The sequence below is a fragment of the Bacillus sp. XT-2 genome, from assembly GCF_025696525.1.
In the GTDB taxonomy this organism is placed as follows: domain Bacteria; phylum Bacillota; class Bacilli; order Bacillales; family Bacillaceae; genus Bacillus; species Bacillus halotolerans.
In genome coordinates this window covers 147,066-166,788 of the sequence record NZ_JAHVOC010000007.1, presented here as the reverse complement: position 1 = coordinate 166,788, position 19,723 = coordinate 147,066, and the positions used below count along the sequence as shown (strand labels likewise).

The 19,723-nt window shown below is 42.3% G+C and carries 14 protein-coding genes and 1 other RNA gene; 4 read left to right on the top strand and 11 right to left on the bottom strand.

Annotated features, from left to right (window positions below; genetic code table 11):
• Positions 1–515: 515 nt before the first annotated feature.
• From KXD37_RS17925 to KXD37_RS17895, 7 genes are all read right to left on the bottom strand, one after another.
• The gene (locus tag KXD37_RS17925; RefSeq protein ID WP_095713095.1) at positions 516–1,379 is read right to left on the bottom strand and encodes a LysM peptidoglycan-binding and 3D domain-containing protein; all 864 of its coding nucleotides are present in this window, start codon (positions 1,377–1,379) and stop codon (positions 516–518) included.
• Positions 1,380–1,614: 235 nt separating this feature from the next.
• A complete protein-coding gene (gene recQ / locus KXD37_RS17920) occupies positions 1,615–3,402 on the bottom strand; it encodes a DNA helicase RecQ (RefSeq protein ID WP_263463391.1) in 1,788 nt (595 codons plus the stop codon).
• Between the two features lie 143 nt (positions 3,403–3,545).
• Positions 3,546–3,732, bottom strand: a non-coding RNA gene (gene ssrS / locus KXD37_RS17915) — 6S RNA.
• A 232-nt stretch (positions 3,733–3,964) separates the two neighbouring features.
• A complete protein-coding gene (gene azoJ, locus KXD37_RS17910; RefSeq protein WP_255002752.1) occupies positions 3,965–4,591 on the bottom strand; it encodes an FMN-dependent NADH-azoreductase AzoJ in 627 nt (208 codons plus the stop codon).
• A gap of 151 nt (positions 4,592–4,742) precedes the next feature.
• Positions 4,743–5,234, bottom strand: a complete 492-nt coding sequence (locus KXD37_RS17905; protein WP_255002754.1) for a TraR/DksA family transcriptional regulator — start codon at positions 5,232–5,234, stop codon at positions 4,743–4,745.
• Positions 5,235–5,356: 122 nt separating this feature from the next.
• Entirely contained in the window at positions 5,357–5,701 is a 345-nt protein-coding gene (locus KXD37_RS17900; protein WP_024121720.1) for a PH domain-containing protein, read from the bottom strand.
• Between the two features lie 384 nt (positions 5,702–6,085).
• Complete coding sequence (locus KXD37_RS17895) at positions 6,086–6,289, bottom strand: DUF6501 family protein (RefSeq protein ID WP_024121722.1); 204 nt, start codon at positions 6,287–6,289, stop codon at positions 6,086–6,088.
• A 228-nt stretch (positions 6,290–6,517) separates the two neighbouring features.
• On the opposite strand from KXD37_RS17895, the gene dhaS reads away from it, so the two are divergent.
• The 3 genes from dhaS (at position 6,518) to KXD37_RS17880 (ending at position 10,838) form a co-directional block, all read left to right on the top strand.
• Positions 6,518–8,005, top strand: a complete 1,488-nt coding sequence (gene dhaS / locus KXD37_RS17890) for an aldehyde dehydrogenase DhaS (protein ID WP_255002755.1) — start codon at positions 6,518–6,520, stop codon at positions 8,003–8,005.
• A 99-nt stretch (positions 8,006–8,104) separates the two neighbouring features.
• A complete protein-coding gene (locus KXD37_RS17885; RefSeq protein ID WP_255002756.1) occupies positions 8,105–10,003 on the top strand; it encodes a prenyltransferase/squalene oxidase repeat-containing protein in 1,899 nt (632 codons plus the stop codon).
• Positions 9,993–10,838, top strand: coding sequence for a superoxide dismutase (locus KXD37_RS17880; protein ID WP_105955027.1), 846 nt, complete (start codon positions 9,993–9,995; stop codon positions 10,836–10,838). Before KXD37_RS17885 ends, KXD37_RS17880 begins: the two co-directional genes overlap by 11 nt.
• Before the next feature lie 31 nt (positions 10,839–10,869).
• On the opposite strand, the gene KXD37_RS17875 is transcribed toward KXD37_RS17880, so the two are convergent.
• Positions 10,870–12,207: a sodium-dependent transporter gene (locus KXD37_RS17875; RefSeq protein WP_095713102.1), complete on the bottom strand. Its 1,338-nt coding sequence runs from the start codon at positions 12,205–12,207 to the stop codon at positions 10,870–10,872.
• Positions 12,208–12,447: 240 nt separating this feature from the next.
• Here KXD37_RS17875 and KXD37_RS17870 point away from each other — a divergent pair, with 240 nt between their 5' ends.
• Positions 12,448–13,413, top strand: a complete 966-nt coding sequence (locus KXD37_RS17870; protein WP_101860559.1) for a bile acid:sodium symporter family transporter — start codon at positions 12,448–12,450, stop codon at positions 13,411–13,413.
• Positions 13,414–13,470: 57 nt separating this feature from the next.
• Here the strand turns inward: KXD37_RS17870 and odhB are convergent, their stop codons facing one another.
• The 3 genes from odhB to KXD37_RS17855 all read right to left on the bottom strand — a co-directional run bounded on the left by odhB (position 13,471) and on the right by KXD37_RS17855 (position 19,719).
• On the bottom strand, positions 13,471–14,724 hold the full coding sequence (gene odhB / locus KXD37_RS17865) for a 2-oxoglutarate dehydrogenase complex dihydrolipoyllysine-residue succinyltransferase (protein ID WP_059293272.1): 1,254 nt from the start codon (positions 14,722–14,724) through the stop codon (positions 13,471–13,473).
• A 15-nt stretch (positions 14,725–14,739) separates the two neighbouring features.
• Entirely contained in the window at positions 14,740–17,574 is a 2,835-nt protein-coding gene (gene sucA, locus KXD37_RS17860) for a 2-oxoglutarate dehydrogenase E1 component (protein ID WP_106021282.1), read from the bottom strand.
• A 228-nt stretch (positions 17,575–17,802) separates the two neighbouring features.
• Positions 17,803–19,719, bottom strand: a complete 1,917-nt coding sequence (locus KXD37_RS17855) for a vWA domain-containing protein (RefSeq protein WP_106021284.1) — start codon at positions 19,717–19,719, stop codon at positions 17,803–17,805.
• Positions 19,720–19,723: the final 4 nt, after the last annotated feature.

Below are 19,723 nucleotides of genomic sequence, written 5' to 3'. Positions count from 1 at the left end.
CACAATAAAAAAATCGCCTAAAATTAAACCAATTCCGTATATCACATCTGCTAAAAGCAGCTGCTATCAGCCCGCCAAAAAAATGTAGCAGTCGTTACGCAATAATGAAGGAAATCAGCTAAACCGCCATGAACGTGCTGATGCCAAACGTCTCCGTAATGCGGAAGACAAGAGCCTTGAATACAGCACTGTTGCTGGAATGAAACAGCATAACCTATGATCGCTGCTCCAAAAAATCAGGTATCGCCATGACTCCTGTTTTTAAGTAACGCGGGCGGCGCACTTGCTTCCCAAGACATGCTGTCATAGAGCCCGCGTAGCTTTGTCCATTAATCAAAGTAAAAGCCAGCACACCTTCTGCAAAGACAGTAGATGACAGGAGCGTTTACCTTCTATTCATCGAAATCAGAAGGAGCACAATTTTTCTTTTATCAGCGTATTATGTTTTACGTCTCTAAAAAACAAAAAAAGGACACGAGCTTAGAGCTACATGTCCTTTATCTTCATCTATTCTATTAATTTAACACTTTTACACTTACTGTTCTGACGCCCCAATTATGTGCATCACTTTTGTTTGGTACAAATACGTCAATTTTATTTCCTTTTATTGCGCCGCCAGTGTCTGCTGCTGTTGCTTCTCCATAACCTTCAACATAGACTTTAGAACCAAGCGGAATCACGTTTGGATCAACCGCAATAACTTTAGCATTCGGGTTCTTGTTTAAGTCGATGCCTGTTGCTGTAACGCCGGAAATGCCGCCGTCGTTAGCAGAGTAAGCAGTAGCAGTAACAGTTAGTTCTTTTGCCGCTTCTTGTTGATTTGTATTAGATTCAACAGCCTTTTCTTCTGTTTTAACAGAAGTTTCTGCTGCAGCCTTTGTTTCTTGTTTTGGTTGCTGTTGAACAGCTTCTTGTTTTGGTTGCTCTTTTTGCACAGCCTCTTGTTTTGTTTCAGTTTGAGGTGCGCTTGTTTGCGCATTCTCAGTCACTGTGTTTGTTGCTGTTGCCTGACCTTTTACTGAAAGTGCAGATCCAGCATAGATCATGTCAGAGCTTAAGTTATTCCAAACTTTCAGGTTGTTAACTGTCGTACCGAATTTTTGAGCAATCTTAGAAAGCGTATCTCCCGCTTTAATTGTATATTGCCCAGAAGTGGTTGTTTCTTCTGAAGAAATGGTCAGTTTTTCTCCCGCAATGATTGTATCAGAAGTTAACTTGTTCCATTCTTTTAGGTCCTTTAGGTTCACTCCGTTTTTCTGAGAGATCCCCCAGAGCGTATCACCCTTTTGCACCGTGATTTCTTTTGCAGAAGCGTGAGCTCCGAATGCAGTTGTTGAAAGTGCTGCAACTGCTACAAAGGACATAATCGTCTTCTTCATAAGTAAATCCTCCCTTGTTAGCTTTTTATTGGCGGCTAACAGGTGATATCGTAACACATGTAAATGTCAAATCAATAACAAAAAGATATGATTTAGATTACAGTTCCTTTACATGAAGGATTTCTCTCCGTTGGAAAGTCTTACTGAACCCTTGATATAATAGGCTTTTCAAGTCTTTTAAGTTTGGGTCAAAAAAAAGAAAAGAAAATGTGTTTTTCAAAGAAAAAAGGTTGATTTATGCTTTTTTTGAGTCTGTCACCTGTACATAAGCTTGTATTTCTTCTAAAAAAAGCCGGCCATATTTTGCTCTTTTTTGTTCTCCGACTCCTTTTATAGACAAAAGTTCCTCATCATTTACAGGCTGTTTTCCTGACATATCTTTCAGCGTCTGATCAGAAAAAACGACAAAAGGTGGAACACCCTGCTCCGCCGCAATTTGCTTGCGTAAGGTGCGCAGCCGTTCAAATAGCTCGTCATTTTCCGTAATGGCTTCTGCTTTTAATGCTTCTTTTCTCGCTACCGATAATTCGCCTCTCAGCACATTTCTCCCTTTGCCGCTTACAAAAAGAGTCGGAAATGTTCCATCTGACATCCTAATAAAGTCGTCAGCGATCAGAAATTCAATGAAGTCGCTGATTTCACCGACTGATCGGTGCTTTAATATTCCGTATGTTGAAAGGCTGCTAAAGCCGTTTTCGAGTACTTTTTTATTTTTTGATCCAGCGAGCACCTGCGCAACCATCGTCTTCCCAAAACGTTCATTCATGCGAATGATACACGATAAGACCATCTGCGCTTCTCTCGTCACGTCATGGACTGTTCTTGTATCTGTGCAGTTTCCGCACTGTCCGCAGGCTTCAGGCTGCGTTTCTCCGAAATACATCAGAATAAATCGCTGCAGACAATCTTCCGTATGGCAGTAGTCAACCATTTGCCGCAGTTTTTTCAAGTCCTGCTTTTGCTTCTCTTCATTTTCCGATTGCTCGATTAAAAAGCGCTGTACCATAATATCCTGCGGAGAAAATAAAAGCACACATTCACTGTCGAGGCCATCCCGGCCAGCTCGTCCTGCCTCCTGATAGTAGCTTTCCATATCTTTCGGGATTTGTGCATGAAGAACAAACCTGATATTTGATTTATCGATGCCCATGCCGAAAGCAGATGTGGCAACCATGACCTGCAGCTCATCGTTCAGAAACCTTTCCTGCTGTTCTTTTCTGACTTCGTCCTGTAAGCCCCCGTGATACCGCCCTGCGCTGACCTGATTTCGTTTTAATCGCTCATATATCCGATCTGCTTCTTTTCTTGTCGCGGTATAGATAATGCCTGCTTCATGTTTGTTTCTTTTTACATACTCTTCAATAAAACGATCTTTGTTTTCCCCTTTTGCAACTTTTAAAGTCAGATTATCACGGAAGAAACCGGTATACACCGTGTTTTCTTTTTGAATATGCAGCTGGCTGCATATATCATCATGCACCTCAGGTGTTGCTGTTGCCGTTAATGCCATGATGACGGGTTTGTCATTTAACTCACGAAACAGAATTTCAATGTTTCTGTAGCTTGGCCTGAAATCATGGCCCCATTGAGAAATACAGTGCGCTTCATCTATTGCTACTAAAGGAACGACAATGCTTTGCAAAATACGAATAAATTCTGTTGAGGTTAACCGCTCTGGTGTAATATAAAAAAGCTTATAGGCCCCTTCTTTCAGGCCGTTCAGCCTTTCATATATTTCTTGATTGGTTTGCGAACTGTTGATGTAAGCGGCTTTGATTCCCGCTTCTTCAAGAGCATCAACCTGATCCTTCATTAAGGAAATTAACGGTGAAATGACAATAGTTGTTCCTTCAAATATCAAAGCCGGAATTTGATAGCAAATTGATTTCCCCCCGCCCGTCGGCATGATGCAGGCCGTGTTTTGTCTCGCTTCTGTCACCGAACGGATGGCTTCCTCCTGCCCTCTGCGCAGCTTTTCATAGCCGAAATAATGCGACAAAAGAGATTGGGCTTTATGTAACATAACGTGTAACCCTCGCTTTTCCTTCAATTTCTCCCATCATATCACAAAAAATAACCCTGCATTTCTTCTCGGATGGAAATTGAATTTTCGATATAAAAATCCTTTTTCAGATAAAATAAAAAGCCATTTCCATAAAGGAAATGACTTTCGCTACATCTTGCCGTATGCAAGTAAGAAAGTTTTAAACCACCACTCCTCAAAGTGGGTGTTTGCAGAAACGTTCCTGTCGTCCTCTACAATGGAGGCATGACATTCCGGCTTCGATATAAAACTCCCTATTACAGCTTAAAGGTTAAAACTTAATTAACAATACGTACAAAGTAGCTTCTTTTATATAGTACACCATCGGACATATTTAATCAAGGGGTAGATCAATTGTTCAGAAAAACTTTTTTGCGTCCATAAAACTGTTTTTTTCGCTAGTATATCTAATAACTCGACAAACAAAAAATATATTACGATAAAAAAACGGCGTTTTTTGGCGGCAAGAAGTCATCACTTTCTTCTATATAATATGTACACGCAAAAAAACTCCTATCTCACGGATAGGAGTCTTCATTCATTAAAATTTAACAGCAAGCTCTTTCGCTTCTTGTAAACCTTTTTCAACAATTTCTTGTGCTTTATCAGGAGCTGCGTTATGTCCCTCGATGATAACTGTGTGCAAGTCTTGAACACCCCAGAAACCAAGAACTGTTTTCATGAAGTTTAATGACATTTCTAGTGAAGCCATTGGCCCTTCTGAATAAACGCCGCCGCGCGCGTTAAGAAGTGCAACTTTTTTGCCGCCCATTAAACCAACTGGTCCTTCTTGTGTGTATTTGAATGTAACGCCTGCGCGAGACAGGTAATCCACATAAGTATGAAGCACTGCTGGCACTGTGAAGTTCCAAAGCGGGAATGCGAACACCACTTTATCAGCTTTTACAAATTGGTTCAGATATTTGTCAGCTGTTGCAGCTTGTTTTTTCTCTTCCTCAGTCATTTCCATACCTTGACCTGCTTTAAATGTTCCATTAATCATATCTCTTCCAAGGTAAGGAAGGTTTTCTTTATGAAGATCTAATTCAATCACTTCATCATTAGGGTTGTTTTCTTTATATGCAGTTAGAAATGCTTCGTATAGTTTAACTGAAACACCTTCTTCAGCTGTACGGTCACTTGATTTTACAAATAAAACTGTAGACATTTGTATTCCTCCCGGTAAACTTTTTATATTAACTTACAAATAGTATGTTACTTTCTTTTTTATGCAAAGTCAATCACTTTATTTCGAATATGAGATTTTTTTCATAAAAAAAAGCAAGTACACTTCATATCGGTGTACTTGCTTGCCATTTTCAGTTTGAATCCTGCTCACGGTCTAAAATCTCATACGTTTGAGAGCTTTTTTGATCAATTGTTTCTTTATTAGATAGATCTTTGACCTGTTCATGAAACTCCCTTTCGAATGACGGAGCATCCGTTTCCAAATCGTCCTCTACATCAGCTTGGGCTTCCACTGTCATTTTTGCGTACGGAACAGCTTCCAATCTTTCGTACGGAATGTCTTGACCTGTTTTTTCACAAATGCCGTACGTTCCGTCTTTTATCTTTTGTAAAGCCTGATTAACCTCCTCCAAAAGTTCCCGGTCTATTTCTTTTACCGTTTGGTCTGTCATGCGGTCTGTTACAAGCGTTCCGTGGTCAGCCATATGGTTATCGACCCCATTAGACAGCTCTCCTACTTCTTCAGTCATTGATTGTGTTTTCTTTTTTTCGCCAGACAATTCTTTTTGCATATCAAGCAATTTATGGTAGAGATGCTGAGTTTGTTCTTTAGTCAGTGCCATGTGTATCCTCTCCTTTTTTTTCTCTGTTCCCAGTTTTGAATACTGACAAACCAAAAAAGCGTTTTTATGGCACAAAAAAAGCCAAACCATTCTTTGGGACGGCTGGCCTCAGTCAGTTTTATTCAGCTGCATAAATACTTTGTCAGCACCGCTTGCACTTCGCTTAAATCGGTATCTTTCGCAAATTCTAATTCAAAGGTTTTGCTTCTTGTCATTAATAAAAGTCCAGTATCGGGATCAAACATTCCCGCTTCTTGAATGGCAAAGCTTTCAATCGTTTTATATGGAAGAAATACACGAACCTTCTTTTTAGAAAACACCTTATTATCAAAGAAAATGATACGTTTGTTTGTAAAGCAAATTTGGTCAACCCGGAGCTTATAAATCGATTCTATTCTTTCCCCTTCAACGAGCAAAGCTTCAAGCTTCTTTGCGTCAGTTGATCTGCTAACAGAAAAAATACCCAATGAAGAACCCCTCTTTCTGCATTTATCTATTTTTCTTATGACGAGATTACATTAAATAAAATAAGTCCTTTATCCCTATATAAGAATACGACATAGAAGACATTTAAACCATTACGAACAGATTACATTTTTCAAATTTTTGATTTGTTTCTTGTCTTTTGAATTGTTGTCATCATGTAGTACGCACCAAAAGAGAAAAAAGTTTCATTTTCCGTAAATATTTTTTGAAAAATGAGTTTTTTAATGTTTCTTTTGTGTATCTGTTTTATTTTCCCTTTTTGAATCAAAGAAGAACCGCAGCTTAGCTGCGGTCCTTTGCATAACCATCCGTATCTTCAATTGTGACATCTTCTGTTTCTTCTCCCTCAGGAATTCGATCGGTGATTATACCTCTTCAAAATATTCTTTATAGTAACCGCCGATTTTATTTGTATTATCGACGACAAACAGAAATTCCTCTGTTTCATTCTTCACTTCATATTCTTTCCCTGGAGTTAATACGCGATTTACAATGTATTTTTTTGCGTTTGTCTGAACACACTTTACTTTTTTAATGGTTTCTTTTTCAAGCCAATTTTTATGTATCATGATGAAATCTCCTTTACTTGTCTATAAGCCTATTGTAGCTTTTTTCTTTTGTAAATTGCAATATCGGTTATTCATTGATTTTGCCTTGTTTTCTAGTATAGAATGTTTGTATACGCTTACTTCCACAGTAACGATCGCAGCTAATTCCTGCTCTTCAATGAAGCAATATCCATACTATCACCAAGAATCTCAGAACAGACCATAAAAATGACTGGAGGTTTGTTACGAATGAGTTCTTTAACGATGCAAGTGAGTAAAAGGCTGGAGACATTTTTACAGGGAACAAAGAAGCTTTATATTGATGGAAAGTTTGTTCCGAGTGCCTCAGGGGCAACCTTTGACACGCCCAACCCGGCGACAGGCGAAACCTTAATGACGCTGTATGAAGCCCAGGCAGAGGATGTGGACAAAGCCGTTAAAGCTGCCCGCAAAGCCTTTGATCAAGGCGAGTGGAGAACAATGTCTCCAGCATCGAGAAGCAGACTGATGTATAAGCTGGCAGATTTAATGGAAGAGCATAAAACTGAGCTTGCCCAGCTTGAAACCCTTGATAACGGAAAACCAATAAACGAAACAACAAATGGAGATATTCCGCTGGCTATTGAGCATATGCGCTATTACGCAGGCTGGTGTACAAAAATAACAGGGCAGACAATCCCTGTTTCCGGCTCCTATTTTAATTACACACGCCATGAGCCTGTCGGCGTCGTCGGGCAAATCATCCCATGGAATTTCCCGCTTCTTATGGCGATGTGGAAAATGGGTGCGGCTCTTGCAACCGGCTGTACCATTGTGCTTAAGCCTGCTGAGCAAACCTCGCTTTCAGCTCTTTATTTGGCTGAGTTAATTGATAAAGCAGGTTTCCCCGACGGTGTCATCAATATCATTCCGGGATTCGGTGAGGATGCGGGAGAAGCACTTACCAACCATGAAGCGGTTGATAAAATTGCCTTTACCGGATCAACAGAAATCGGAAAGAAAATCATGGGCACAGCGGCAAAAAGCATTAAGCGGGTCACCCTGGAACTGGGCGGAAAATCACCTAATATCCTGCTCCCGGATGCGAATTTGAAAAAAGCCATTCCAGGCGCTTTAAACGGTGTCATGTTTAACCAAGGCCAAGTCTGCTGTGCGGGCTCACGCGTCTTTATTCATAAAGACCAGTATGATGAAGTTGTCAATGAGATGGTGTCTTATGCTGAATCACTCCGCCAAGGAGCCGGACTTCATAAAGATACCCAAATCGGCCCGCTCGTGAGCAAGGAGCAGCATGAACGCGTTCTTTCTTATATTCAAAAAGGGAAAGATGAAGGAGCTAAAGCTGTCACTGGCGGAAGCTGCCCTTATGAAGAAGGATACTTTGTCGCGCCGACTGTGTTTGCGAATGTGGAAGACGATATGACCATCGCTAAAGAAGAAATTTTCGGACCAGTCCTGACGGCCATACCATATGAAACAGTGGACGAAGTCATTGAACGAGCTAACCATTCTGAATACGGACTTGCTGCCGGACTATGGACCGAGAATGTAAAACAAGCCCATTATATCGCAGATCGTCTTCAAGCCGGGACTATCTGGGTAAACTGCTATAATGTGTTTGACGCAGCTTCCCCATTCGGCGGTTATAAACAATCCGGACTCGGAAGAGAAATGGGCTCCTATGCTCTAGATAACTACACAGAAGTCAAGAGTGTATGGATTAATCTTGAGGACTAAACGGTTTTTCAAAAAAACTGCTGCCAGCCAGCAGTTTTTTTCTTTCAGTAATGGCGGCAAAAGCAGGTGAATATATATCTTCTGAAGGAGTTGAGCGGGATGAGCACACTTCAGGAGAAGGTGAGGCGCTATCAGCAAAACACCATTTCAGAGCTGAAAGATAGGCAAAATGATGACGGTTCTTGGACATTTTGCTTTGAAGGGCCAATCATGACGAATTCTTTTTTTATTCAGCTCCTCACCTCACTTGATGAAGGTGAAAATGAAAAAGAACTCATTTCGGCGCTTGCAGCCGGCATTCGCGAAAATCAGCAGCCAGACGGAACGTTTAACAATTTTCCTGACGAAACAGACGGCAATATAATAGCTACCGTCCAAGGATATGTCGGAATGCTGGCTTCAGGATGCTGCCATCGAACTGATCCGCACATGAAAAAAGCTGAACAATTCATTGCATCACATGGCGGCTTGAGAAATATTCATTTTATGACAAAATGGATGCTTGCAGCAAATGGCCTTTACCCTTGGCCCGCTTTATATTTGCCATTGTCGCTTTTAGCAATTCCCCCAACATTCCCGGTTCATTTTTATCAGTTCAGCACATATGCCCGTATACACTTTGCTCCAATGGCCGTAACACTCAATCAGCGATTCACACTAAAAAACCGCAAAATTCAATCTCTCCGCCACCTCGACCCGCACATGACAAAAAATCCTTTGACTTGGCTCCGTTCCGATGCTTTCGAGGAGCGAGACCTCTCTTCTGTTCTGACTCATTGGAAGCGCATTTTTCGTGCACCCTTTGCTCTTCAGGAGCTGGGCTTACACACAGCTAAAACGTATATGCTTGACCGGATTGAAGAAGACGGCACACTGTACAGTTATGCAAGCGCCACAATATTTATGGTATACAGCCTTCTGTCACTTGGTGTGTCACGCCATTCACCGGTCATCCGAAGGGCAATAAATGGCATCAAAGCATTGGTGACTGAATGCGGCGGCATTCCTTACTTAGAAAATTCCACATCCACTGTTTGGGATACTGCATTAATCACCTATGCGCTCCAGCAAAACGGCGTTGCCGAAACAGACGGTCCAATTACAAAAGCCGCTTCTTTTTTACAAAAGCGGCAGCATACGAAGATAGCAGATTGGTCTGTCAAAAATCCAAATGTATCTCCAGGCGGCTGGGGATTTTCAAATATTAACACGAATAATCCTGATTGTGACGACACCGCAGCCGTCTTAAAAGCAATTCCCCGCAACTTCTCTCCTTCTTCTTGGGAGCGAGGTGTGGCTTGGCTTTTATCGATGCAGAACAATGATGGAGGGTTTTCCGCCTTTGAAAAAAATGTGAACCACCCTCTTATCCGCCACCTCCCGCTTGAATCCGCCGAGGATGCGGCTGTTGATCCCTCAACCGCCGACCTTACCGGGCGTGTGCTGCACTTTTTAGGTGAAAAAGCTGGCTTTTCAGTTAAACATCACCACATTCAGCGTGCTGTGAACTGGCTTTTTGAAAACCAGGAACGTAATGGATCTTGGTACGGACGATGGGGTGTTTGCTACATTTATGGCACATGGGCTGCCTTGACCGGTATGCACGCCTGCGGAGTTGTTCGAACACATCCTTCGATACAAAAGGCAATCCGGTGGCTCAAAACCGTACAAAATGATGACGGCAGCTGGGGTGAATCCTGCAAAAGCGCTGAGGTCAAAACCTATGTGCCGCTTAAAGAAGGAACCATTATACAAACTGCCTGGGCTTTAGATGCTTTATTGCAATATGAAAAACCCAGTCATCCAGCAATTGTAAAAGGAATGAACTACCTCATGGACAGCAGTTCTCATGACGGTAGAAGCTTGACTTATCCAGTGGGAATCGGGCTGCCAAAGCAATTTTATATTCGGTACCATAGTTATCCTTATGTGTTCCCTTTGCTGGCTGTCAGCAAGTATTTGAATTCTATTGAAAAGGAGACAGCAAATGAAACGTGAATCTTATCAAACCGAGATGTTCAATTGGTGTGAAGCCTTAAAAGATCAGATTCAAAAACGAGGACAGCTTGATCAATTTGAGGATCAAATCGAAAAGATGATTGAAGCGCTGGAGGATGACCAGACGACAGAAGAAGAGTGGTATCAGCAGGCCGCCACACTCTATCGTGATATTACACAATCAGAAGAAACAGGTGAAAGACGTGCCTTCGTTCCTATAGGAAAACATGTTCTCCCAAAGCTTCCGTACAAGTACTCCGCTTTAGAACCTTATATTTCGCGTGATATTATGGTGCTTCATCATACAAAGCATCATCAAAGCTATGTTGACGGACTGAATAAAGCAGAATTGGAGCTTAAGAATGCCAGAGCTTCAAAGAACTATGACTTGATCACTCATTGGGAAAGAGAGCTGGCATTTCATGGAGCTGGCCATTATTTGCACAGTATTTTTTGGTTTTCTATGCATCCAAACGGAAAAAGACGTCCTACTGGAGCATTGTTTCAAATGATCGATCTTTCATTTGGAAGCTATTCGGCCTTTAAGGAGCATTTTACCCAAGCTGCAAAAAAAGTGGAGGGTGTCGGGTGGGCCATTCTTGTCTGGTCCCCTCGTTCCGGACGGCTTGAGATTTTAGCCGCAGAGAAGCACCAGCACTTCAGCCAGTGGGATGTTATCCCTCTTTTGCCGCTTGATGTATGGGAACATGCTTACTATTTGCAATATAAAAATGACCGCGGGAGCTATGTTGATCATTGGTGGAACGTAGTCGATTGGCGTGAAGCCGAAAAACGTTTTGAACAGGCAAAAGAAGTTGTATGGAAACTCTATTAAAAAAGCCCCCTTTTCCAGGGGGCTTCATTTTTTAAAAAACACCTAATACATGTAAAAATACAATAATGATTGCAACAGGTGAAAGATAACGTATCAGCAGAAGCCAAACCGCAAACCACTTTCGCTTGAGATTTGAGCCGCTTTTCAGCTCGTTAAACAAATCCTCTTTCGGTATTTTTAACGGTACAAAGATAGAAATCAATAACGCTCCTAACGGCATTAAAATATTGCTGACCAGAAAATCAGCTGCGTCAAAAATAGACATGTGAAAAATGGTAACATCACTTAAAACCCCGTATGATAACGCAGACGGTACGCCGACCAGAAAGATAGCAATCCCGCCGATCCAGGCAAATCGTTTTCTTTTACTAACATCGCCTTTAGAAAGCACAGCGACCAAAATTTCAAGCATTGAAAACGCAGAGGTCAGTGCCGCAAATAAAAATAGAATTAAAAATGCTAATAAAAAGACAATTCCGAACGGCATTTGATTAAACACAGTCGGCAGCACATTAAATAACAGAACAGGACCTTGATCCGGTTTGAGACCGAATGAAAAAACAGCTGGAAAGATCGCGATGCCCGCCATAATGGCGACAAGGACATTCAAAACCGTAACAGATACAGCAGACTGCACCAGATTTTCTTGTTTCTCTAGATAAGCACTATACGTTACCATTACAGATACACCGACACTTAATAAGAAGAAGGACTGGCCCATCGCATATAATATCGTATTGGCGTCAATCGCAGAGATATCAGGTGTCAGGAAAAACTTAATACCTTCTATCGCTCCATGAAGTGTAACTGAACGCACCATTAAAATGATAAATAATATAAAAAGCGCCGGCATTAAAATTTGGCTTGCTTTTTCAATTCCGCTGCTTACACCTTTTGCGACAACCAAAATTGTGACCAGCATAAACAGCAGCTGGCCTCCTACAGCCAAATAAGGATTTGAAATAGTATTCGCAAACAGCGTATCAAATCCTGACGTATGCGATAAACCGCCGGTAAAGCCTTTAAAAATGTAATTTAAAATCCATCCGCCGACTACGCTGTAGAATGATAACAGAATAAAGCACGTCGCCATGCCCAAATAGCCTATCCAATGCCACTTAGACCCTGGAGCAAGAGATTTATAGGATTGGACGGCATCTTGCTGTGTTTTTCTGCCTATGATGAATTCACCAAGCAATAATGGCAGTCCGATTAAAATTGTAAATAAAATAAAAATAAATAAAAACGCGCCTCCTCCGCTGGTGCCTGCTACATATGGGAATTTCCATATTGCACCGAGACCGATAGCCGATCCAGCCGCAGCTAAAATAAAGCCCAGCTTCGAAGACCATTGATTAGCTTCCTTCACCCTATCACTCCTATTTTCCAAAACAGTTTAAAGGTTCATTGTAAGAATATCTACCTATATAGTCAAGAATATTTTGATTAGTTTACATAATATATTTATCATCTATCTCCATGAATATATCAGATCACAGTCAATCTATCAATATTGAATTATTCAGAAAATTAATTATAATAGGGGAATACCAAAAAATCTGTAAGGATTTCTGCTGGAGTTCTTGATCAGTGTATGAGGAGTGTTTTTATGGAAAACATCAGAAAGATAAGTCATTTCGCGGGACAAACCTTCGGAATCTGGGTCATTGTTTTTGCCGTGCTCGGATTTTCTTTCCCGTCATTATTTTCTTGGATCAGTTCTTATATTACGATTTTTCTTGGCATTATTATGTTTGGAATGGGGCTAACACTGCAAACCGATGATTTTAAAGAGCTGATCAGAAAACCTTTGTACGTCATTATCGGAGTGATTGCCCAATATACGATTATGCCGCTTGTTGCTTTCGGCTTAGCATATGGCCTGCATCTCCCCTCGGAAATCGCGGTAGGCGTTATTCTCGTTGGCTGCTGTCCCGGTGGAACTGCCTCTAATGTTATGACATTTTTAGCAAAAGGCAATACGGCCCTGTCTGTTGCTGTCACAACGATTTCCACCTTGTTGGCACCGGTTTTGACGCCGGTTTTGATTATGCTGTTTGCCAAGGAATGGCTGCCTGTCTCACCTGGCTCGTTATTTATTTCGATTTTGCAGGCTGTATTGATTCCAATCATTGCAGGCCTAGTCGTCAAAATATTTTTCAAAAAACAGGTCGCAAAAGCCGTTCATGCCCTGCCGCTTGTTTCAGTCATCGGTATCGTTGCCATTGTGTCAGCTGTTGTAAGCGGCAACCGGGAAAACCTGCTTCAATCAGGTTTGCTTATTTTTTCAGTAGTTATCCTGCACAACGGGTTTGGATATTTACTGGGATTTCTATGTGCAAAGCTGTTAAAAATGGATTATGCGTCTCAAAAAGCAATTGCAATTGAAGTCGGCATGCAAAACTCAGGGCTTGGCGCAGCACTTGCCACGGCACATTTTTCACCGCTATCTGCCGTTCCGAGCGCGATTTTCAGTGTATGGCACAACCTTTCGGGCTCCCTGCTCGCTACATATTGGTCTAAAAAAGGTAAGAATCCAAAAGAAGATTCAAACAGCACAGAACTGACTCTTTAACATTCTATTGTATATAAAAAGGTACATCACGTTTATCCGTGATGTACCTTTTTTGTTTTATCCCTCTAACAAAAGCTGTTCAGGATCTTCTAGTAAGTTTTTAATTGTGACAAGGAATCCAACTGCTTCTTTACCATCTACGATCCGGTGATCATAAGATAATGCAATGTACATCATCGGACGGTTTTCGAAACGTTCTTCATCAATTGCGACAGGGCGCAGCTGAATCTTATGCATACCCAGGATACCAACTTGAGGGCTGTTTAAAATCGGTGTCGACATGAGTGAACCGAAAGTCCCTCCGTTTGTAATTGTAAATGAGCCTCCTTGCAGCTCACCAAGGGTCAATTTATTGCTTCTCGCTTTTTTCGCAAGCTCGCCGATTTCTTTTTCAATGCCTGCAAATGTCAGGCGGTCTGCATCACGTACAACTGGAACGACAAGTCCTTCCTCAGCTGCGACAGCGATTCCGATATCATAGAATTTTTTAACAATCAGCTCATCGCCTTGAATTTCTGCATTCAAGAGCGGATATTTTTTCAAAGCCGCTACAACAGCTTTTGTAAAGAAAGACATAAAGCCGAGCTTCACTTCATTTTGCTCAAAGAATTGGTCTTTGCGGCGTTTTCTAAGATTCATAACAGCCGTCATGTCAACTTCATTAAATGTAGTCAGCATCGCAGATGTTTGCTGTACTTCGACTAGACGTTTTGCGATTGTCTGTCTGCGGCGTGACATTTTTTGCACTTCAACAGGCTTTTCAAAGCTTTGCTGTGTTTTTTGAGCCTGCGGCTGCTGTTTTTGCTGAGGAGCTGGTTTCGCAGCCGGTTTTTCATACGCCTCAACATCCTGTTTGCGCACTCTTCCAAGCGGGTCGCCAGTCGGAACCTGAGACAGGTCAATCCCTTTCTCTCTCGCCAGCTTACGTGCAGAAGGAGATGCGATTGTTCTTGATTTTGCTTCAGTTTGCGCTTCCTGGCTCACTTCTTGCGCCGCTGGTTCAGCTTGCTTTTCTTCTTTTTCACTTTCTTTGCTTTCAGCCTTCTCTGAAGGAGCAGGGGCAGAACTTTCACCCGCGCCTTCTGTAATGGTACCGATAATTTCTCCAACTTGGACGGTATCACCCGAATCTTTCAATACCTCTTGAAGAACACCCGATTCTTCTGCTGTCAATTCAACATTTACTTTATCCGTTTCAAGTTCAAGCAGATATTCACCCTGTTCTACATAATCACCGGGCTGCTTTAACCATTGGGCTATTGTTCCTTCTGAGATTGATTCTGCTAATTCAGGTACCTTAATTTCCGCCATTTTTTCATTTCCCCCTTAGTTTTTGCGAGTCAAGCTATCAGATACAATACGTTCCTGTTCTTTTTTATGAACTGTCGGATCTCCCTCTGCAGGACTGGATCGTCTTCTTCGTCCAATATATTGAACGCTTACTCCTTCTGGTGCAAGTTCTGTCAAATAAGGGCTGATGTAGCTCCAAGCCCCCATGTTCTGCGGCTCTTCCTGAACCCAAACGATTTCTTTTAGGTTCGGAAGCTTTGCAAATAATTCTTTGACTCCTTTTGCAGGGAATGGATACAGCTGTTCAATTCTCGCAATGTGAAGCCACTCTTTCCCGTCTTCTAACTTGTTGAAATGATCGCTGATGTCTATAGATACTTTACCGCTGGATAATACGAGCCGCGTTACTTTTTCATACTCATGAGAAAGTCCTGACTGTTCGTAAACAGGCTGGAAGCGGCTTTCACTGAGCTCCTGCACTTCAGAAACGGTATTCGGATTGCGCAGAAGGCTCTTCGGCGTCATGATGACGAGCGGACGAATTTCCTCACGCAGCAGCATTTTAGCCTGTCTTCTTAATATATGAAAATATTGAGCGGCGCTTGTCAGGTTGGCAACCGTCCAGTTATTCTCAGCAGCTAGCTGCAGGAACCGCTCGATTCTACCGCTTGAATGCTCAGGGCCCTGTCCCTCATAACCGTGCGGCAGCAGCATCACTAATCCAGATTTTTGGCCCCATTTTGCTCGTCCGGCAGAAATAAATTGGTCAAAGTACACTTGAGCAGCATTGGCAAAATCCCCATACTGCGCTTCCCAAAGGACAAGTGTTTCAGGTGAATACACGTTATAGCCGTATTCAAAACCGAGTACAGATCCTTCAGACAGCGGGCTGTTATGAACCGCAAATGATGTGTCACAATCTGACAAATGGTGCAGCGGCACAAATTCCTTGCCTGTCTCACTGTCGTGAAGCACAAGGTTTCTTTGAGCAAACGTTCCGCGCTCAGAATCCTGTCCTGTTAATCGAATCGGTGTTCCGTCTTTCAGAATGGAAGCAAACGCGAGAGATTCAGCCAATGACCATTCCACTTTTCTGTCATCATCAAACGCCTTGGCCCGTCTTTCCAAAATGCGTTTTAGCTTACCGAATACATTAAACGACTCCGGCCAATTGACCAGTTCGCCATTCAGCTTGCGGAGCACATCAAAATCAATAGATGTATCTACATCCGGAAAGCCATTTGAAACAGGTTCCGGAAGTTCTATTTCACTGGCGATATGTTCCTTTTTAGCCGGCACTTTTTGATAAGCGTCTTCTATGCGTTTCGTTACCGACTTTTCAATGTTTTGAACAACTTCCTCGGTAAGCACCCCTTCTTTAACGAGCTTTTCCGCGAAAATATGTTTGACAGTCGGATGCTTTCTTACAGCGTCATACAGCATCGGCTGAGTAGTTGACGGCTCATCCATTTCGTTGTGTCCGTAGCGTCTGTACCCGATCAAGTCAATCAGAAAGTCCTTGTTGAATGTTTTTCGGTATTCTACCGCAAACTTAACAGCTGAAAGACAGGCTTCAGGATCGTCCGCATTTACGTGAACAATCGGAATTTCATAGCCCTTCGCCAGGTCACTGGCATAGTTTGTTGATCTTGATTCAGCGCTTTCTGTTGTGAATCCGATCATGTTATTGGCGATAATATGAATCGCACCGCCGACTTGATACCCTTTTAAAGAGCTTAAATTCAATGTTTCAGCTACAATTCCTTCCCCCGGGAACGCAGCGTCTCCATGAATTAAAATCGCAAGTGATTTTGTTTCATCCTGAACCGGATATCCGCTATGTGTTCTTGTTTCCTGCGCCGCTCTTGTGCTGCCTTCAACAATCGGATTGATAAATTCCAAGTGGCTCGGGTTATTCGCCAGCGTAATGCGCGCTGACTTCGTTTCAGCGTCATGAAGCTCACGGTTCGCTCCCAGATGATATTTGACATCCCCCGTCCATCCGTAGCTGATGCCGATTGATCCTTCAGACGGCACAAGATCTTTGTTAGGCGCATGCTGGAATTCTGAGAATATGATTTCATACGGTTTGCCCAGCACATGTGCCAGCACATTCAGGCGGCCCCTGTGCGCCATGCCGATGTTGACGCTCGTTGTACCTGATTTGACAGATTGTGCAATTATGTCATCAAGCACTGGAACGAGAGCGTCCAGACCCTCAATTGAAAAACGCTTCTGCCCGACGAAGGTCCGGTGTAAAAATTGCTCGAATCCCTCTACTTCCATCAGTCTCTCCAGCACAGCTGACAGCTTTTCGGCTGAGTTCTTTTGGAACAATTCACCGGATTCAATCTTTTGAGTCAGCCACTCGCGCTCTTTAAAATCGTGTACATGATCAAATTCAAATGAGATGGTTCTTTTATACGTATTTCGCAAATATTGAATGGCTTCTAAACCGTTCGTAATGTTTGTAGGAGCGTCTTTACAAATGACCGACGCAGGTATTTCTTTTATTTCCTCTTCTGTTAGCCCGTAATCGGATAATGGAAAGAGCTCGCTCTTTTTCCCATCCTTTCTGAGCGGATTGACGGAAGCGTTCAAATGGCCATAGGTTCGTATATCTTCTGCAAGTCTGATTGCTGATGCGATCTTTTGTATCAGATCGGCTGTAACACGTCCCTTTTCTTTTGTTCCCGATGCCTCTTTTATATCGCTTGGAGGAGCTCCGAGTTCGTCGAACATTTCCTTCAGATCCGGATCAATGCTGTTCGGATCCTGGGTGTACTGATCGTAAAGCTCCAGCGCATAGCCGAGGTTCGGACCGTAAAAATCTTCCCAATTCATTCGTTGTTTCATATTATTTTGAAACATTTGAATATTACCCCCAACCTAGATAATCAAGTGATTTATTCACTATCTTAAAATAACTTTCGAACGCTGTGTCCAAAATTATGTAATAAAAACGCTTCCAACGATATTTTACCACTGTTTGCAATTTGATTCTACCTTGATTGTTCACAAAATAGTAAAAAACCTTTATAAAAAACAAAAAATTTAATCATTTAAAAAAAGAAACGCCAAAAAGCATAGAATAAAGGGTTATCCTATGCTTTTATGGAGCAGTTTTTTAAGAAGCGGATACAGTACATCCGGAAGCTGATCGACATCCGGGACAAATATACTGAACTTCCCGTACATATCCTGTATCGTTTTCATTTGTGATTCTTCAATTTCCGAGTTGGAGAGAAAAACATTTATGACTTCTATTCCTCTTTTTCGAGCTTCGATAACCGCTTCACTTGTATCGACAATTCCATTTTGCTCATAACCAAATGCGGCCGGCTCTCCGTCAGAGAACACGATTAAGAATTTTTGCGCCTCGCTCCGCTGCAGCATTTTTTTCGTCATTTGCCTGATCGCATAGCCGTCACGGTTGTCTTCCTCAGGTTCAAGCTGCATTATCGCCGGTCCCGCCGCCTGTCTTAAGGATGACTGAAATGGAATTACCGTATTAAAATAGTTCGGCTGACTCGTTTCGGTCGCATCGTTTGTATCCTCCCAGAAACCGACAATTTGATGCGGGACTGCTACCGACTTCAGGGCTTCGTGAAACAATACGATTCCCCTCTTCGTTTCATCCATTTTGTCGAACATGCTTGCTGAACAGTCGACCAGCAATGTAAAAACAGCATCAATTTCTGAAGAAGGCTCTTGTTTTTTGTAAAAAAGACGCGGATTCCGCTCCGTAAAATAACGGAGAAGCTTGTTGTTCAGACGGCCCGCGTGAAGGTCAGTCCTTGGCAGCGTTTTTTTGTGTTCAAGCGTTTTTTGAATCATCTGTTTCAAACGCTTCTGATACGATTCGATCGATTTTGCCTGCTGTTTATAAGAAAGCTCTTCATCTTGTGTTGCAGGCTGCGGTTCTTTATAAATCGCAAACGCGAATTTATTTTCCTTTCCGTCGGCAAGACCCGCACCGTTCGGCTGGTCTTTTTTGGACTCCAGCGCTTCCAGTTTGGAATAGTCTTTTCGTTTTGTCTGTCTGGCTGAACCTTGAACAGAGCCGAGGGCCTGGTCTCCATCGTCCCCTTCACGAGAAGCATCTTTTCCTAAATCGGATTTTGCGCCGTGTTCAATATCAAATTGAAGGAAGCTTTTAGACGGCGCTTCTGTTTCACGGTGCCAAGTCGGCATTTCTTCATCGTGAATATCTTCATCGCCGTCTGACTTTTTCGGAAGCGTTATGTCATCACTCAGCTTCGGCGCTTTTTTCTCTTCTTCAAATAACGGCTGCTCGGCAGCTTTTGCATAATCTAACTCAGGCAAGAAGAAGTAGGTATTTAGCATGTCTTTATCAAGCACCTCTTCAAGTCCGTCCATGATATCTTCGACAATTTTCAGAACGTGAAGTGTAGAATCAGCTTCATACACACGCAAGAGCTGCTGTTCGATAAACGGACGCATCAGATCAATATCATCACGCATAGACGGGATGGCTTCCAGTGGCGATTCCGCCGTCAGCTTGACATACATGGCGCAAAAGAGCGCATCCGTAAAAATGCTTCGTTCTAAATTTAAAGTCAGCTGCGTGGAGAAATGTTTTCTGTACATGTCTTTTCGTTTTGCAAATACATGCTTTGTACCAGGACGCTCGTGTTTGATACATTCTTCAATTCTGATGTCCTCAAGCAGCATAAACAGCTGTTTGGCAAAGCTTTTGTACGTAAGATTGTGCTGGATATAATCCAAAAGGCTCGCAAACTCTTGCAGCGAGCTGTATTTTGTTCCGACTGATCGAAGGTAGACATCGCTTTTGAGACCTGCTTCCATATCTTCAGCTGCTCTGTCCTTCCAAAAGTGGCTCATGTAGATTTTTTTTTCAAATGGGTTGTAGTAGGACTGAACGCCATACTCCACTTCCACTGCCTCACTTTTGGTGAGCGTTTTGGCCAAATCGGTCAGCATCATAAATAAAAACGAGTCAATTGTGCTGTCATTAAATTTGATAAATTTCATCGCA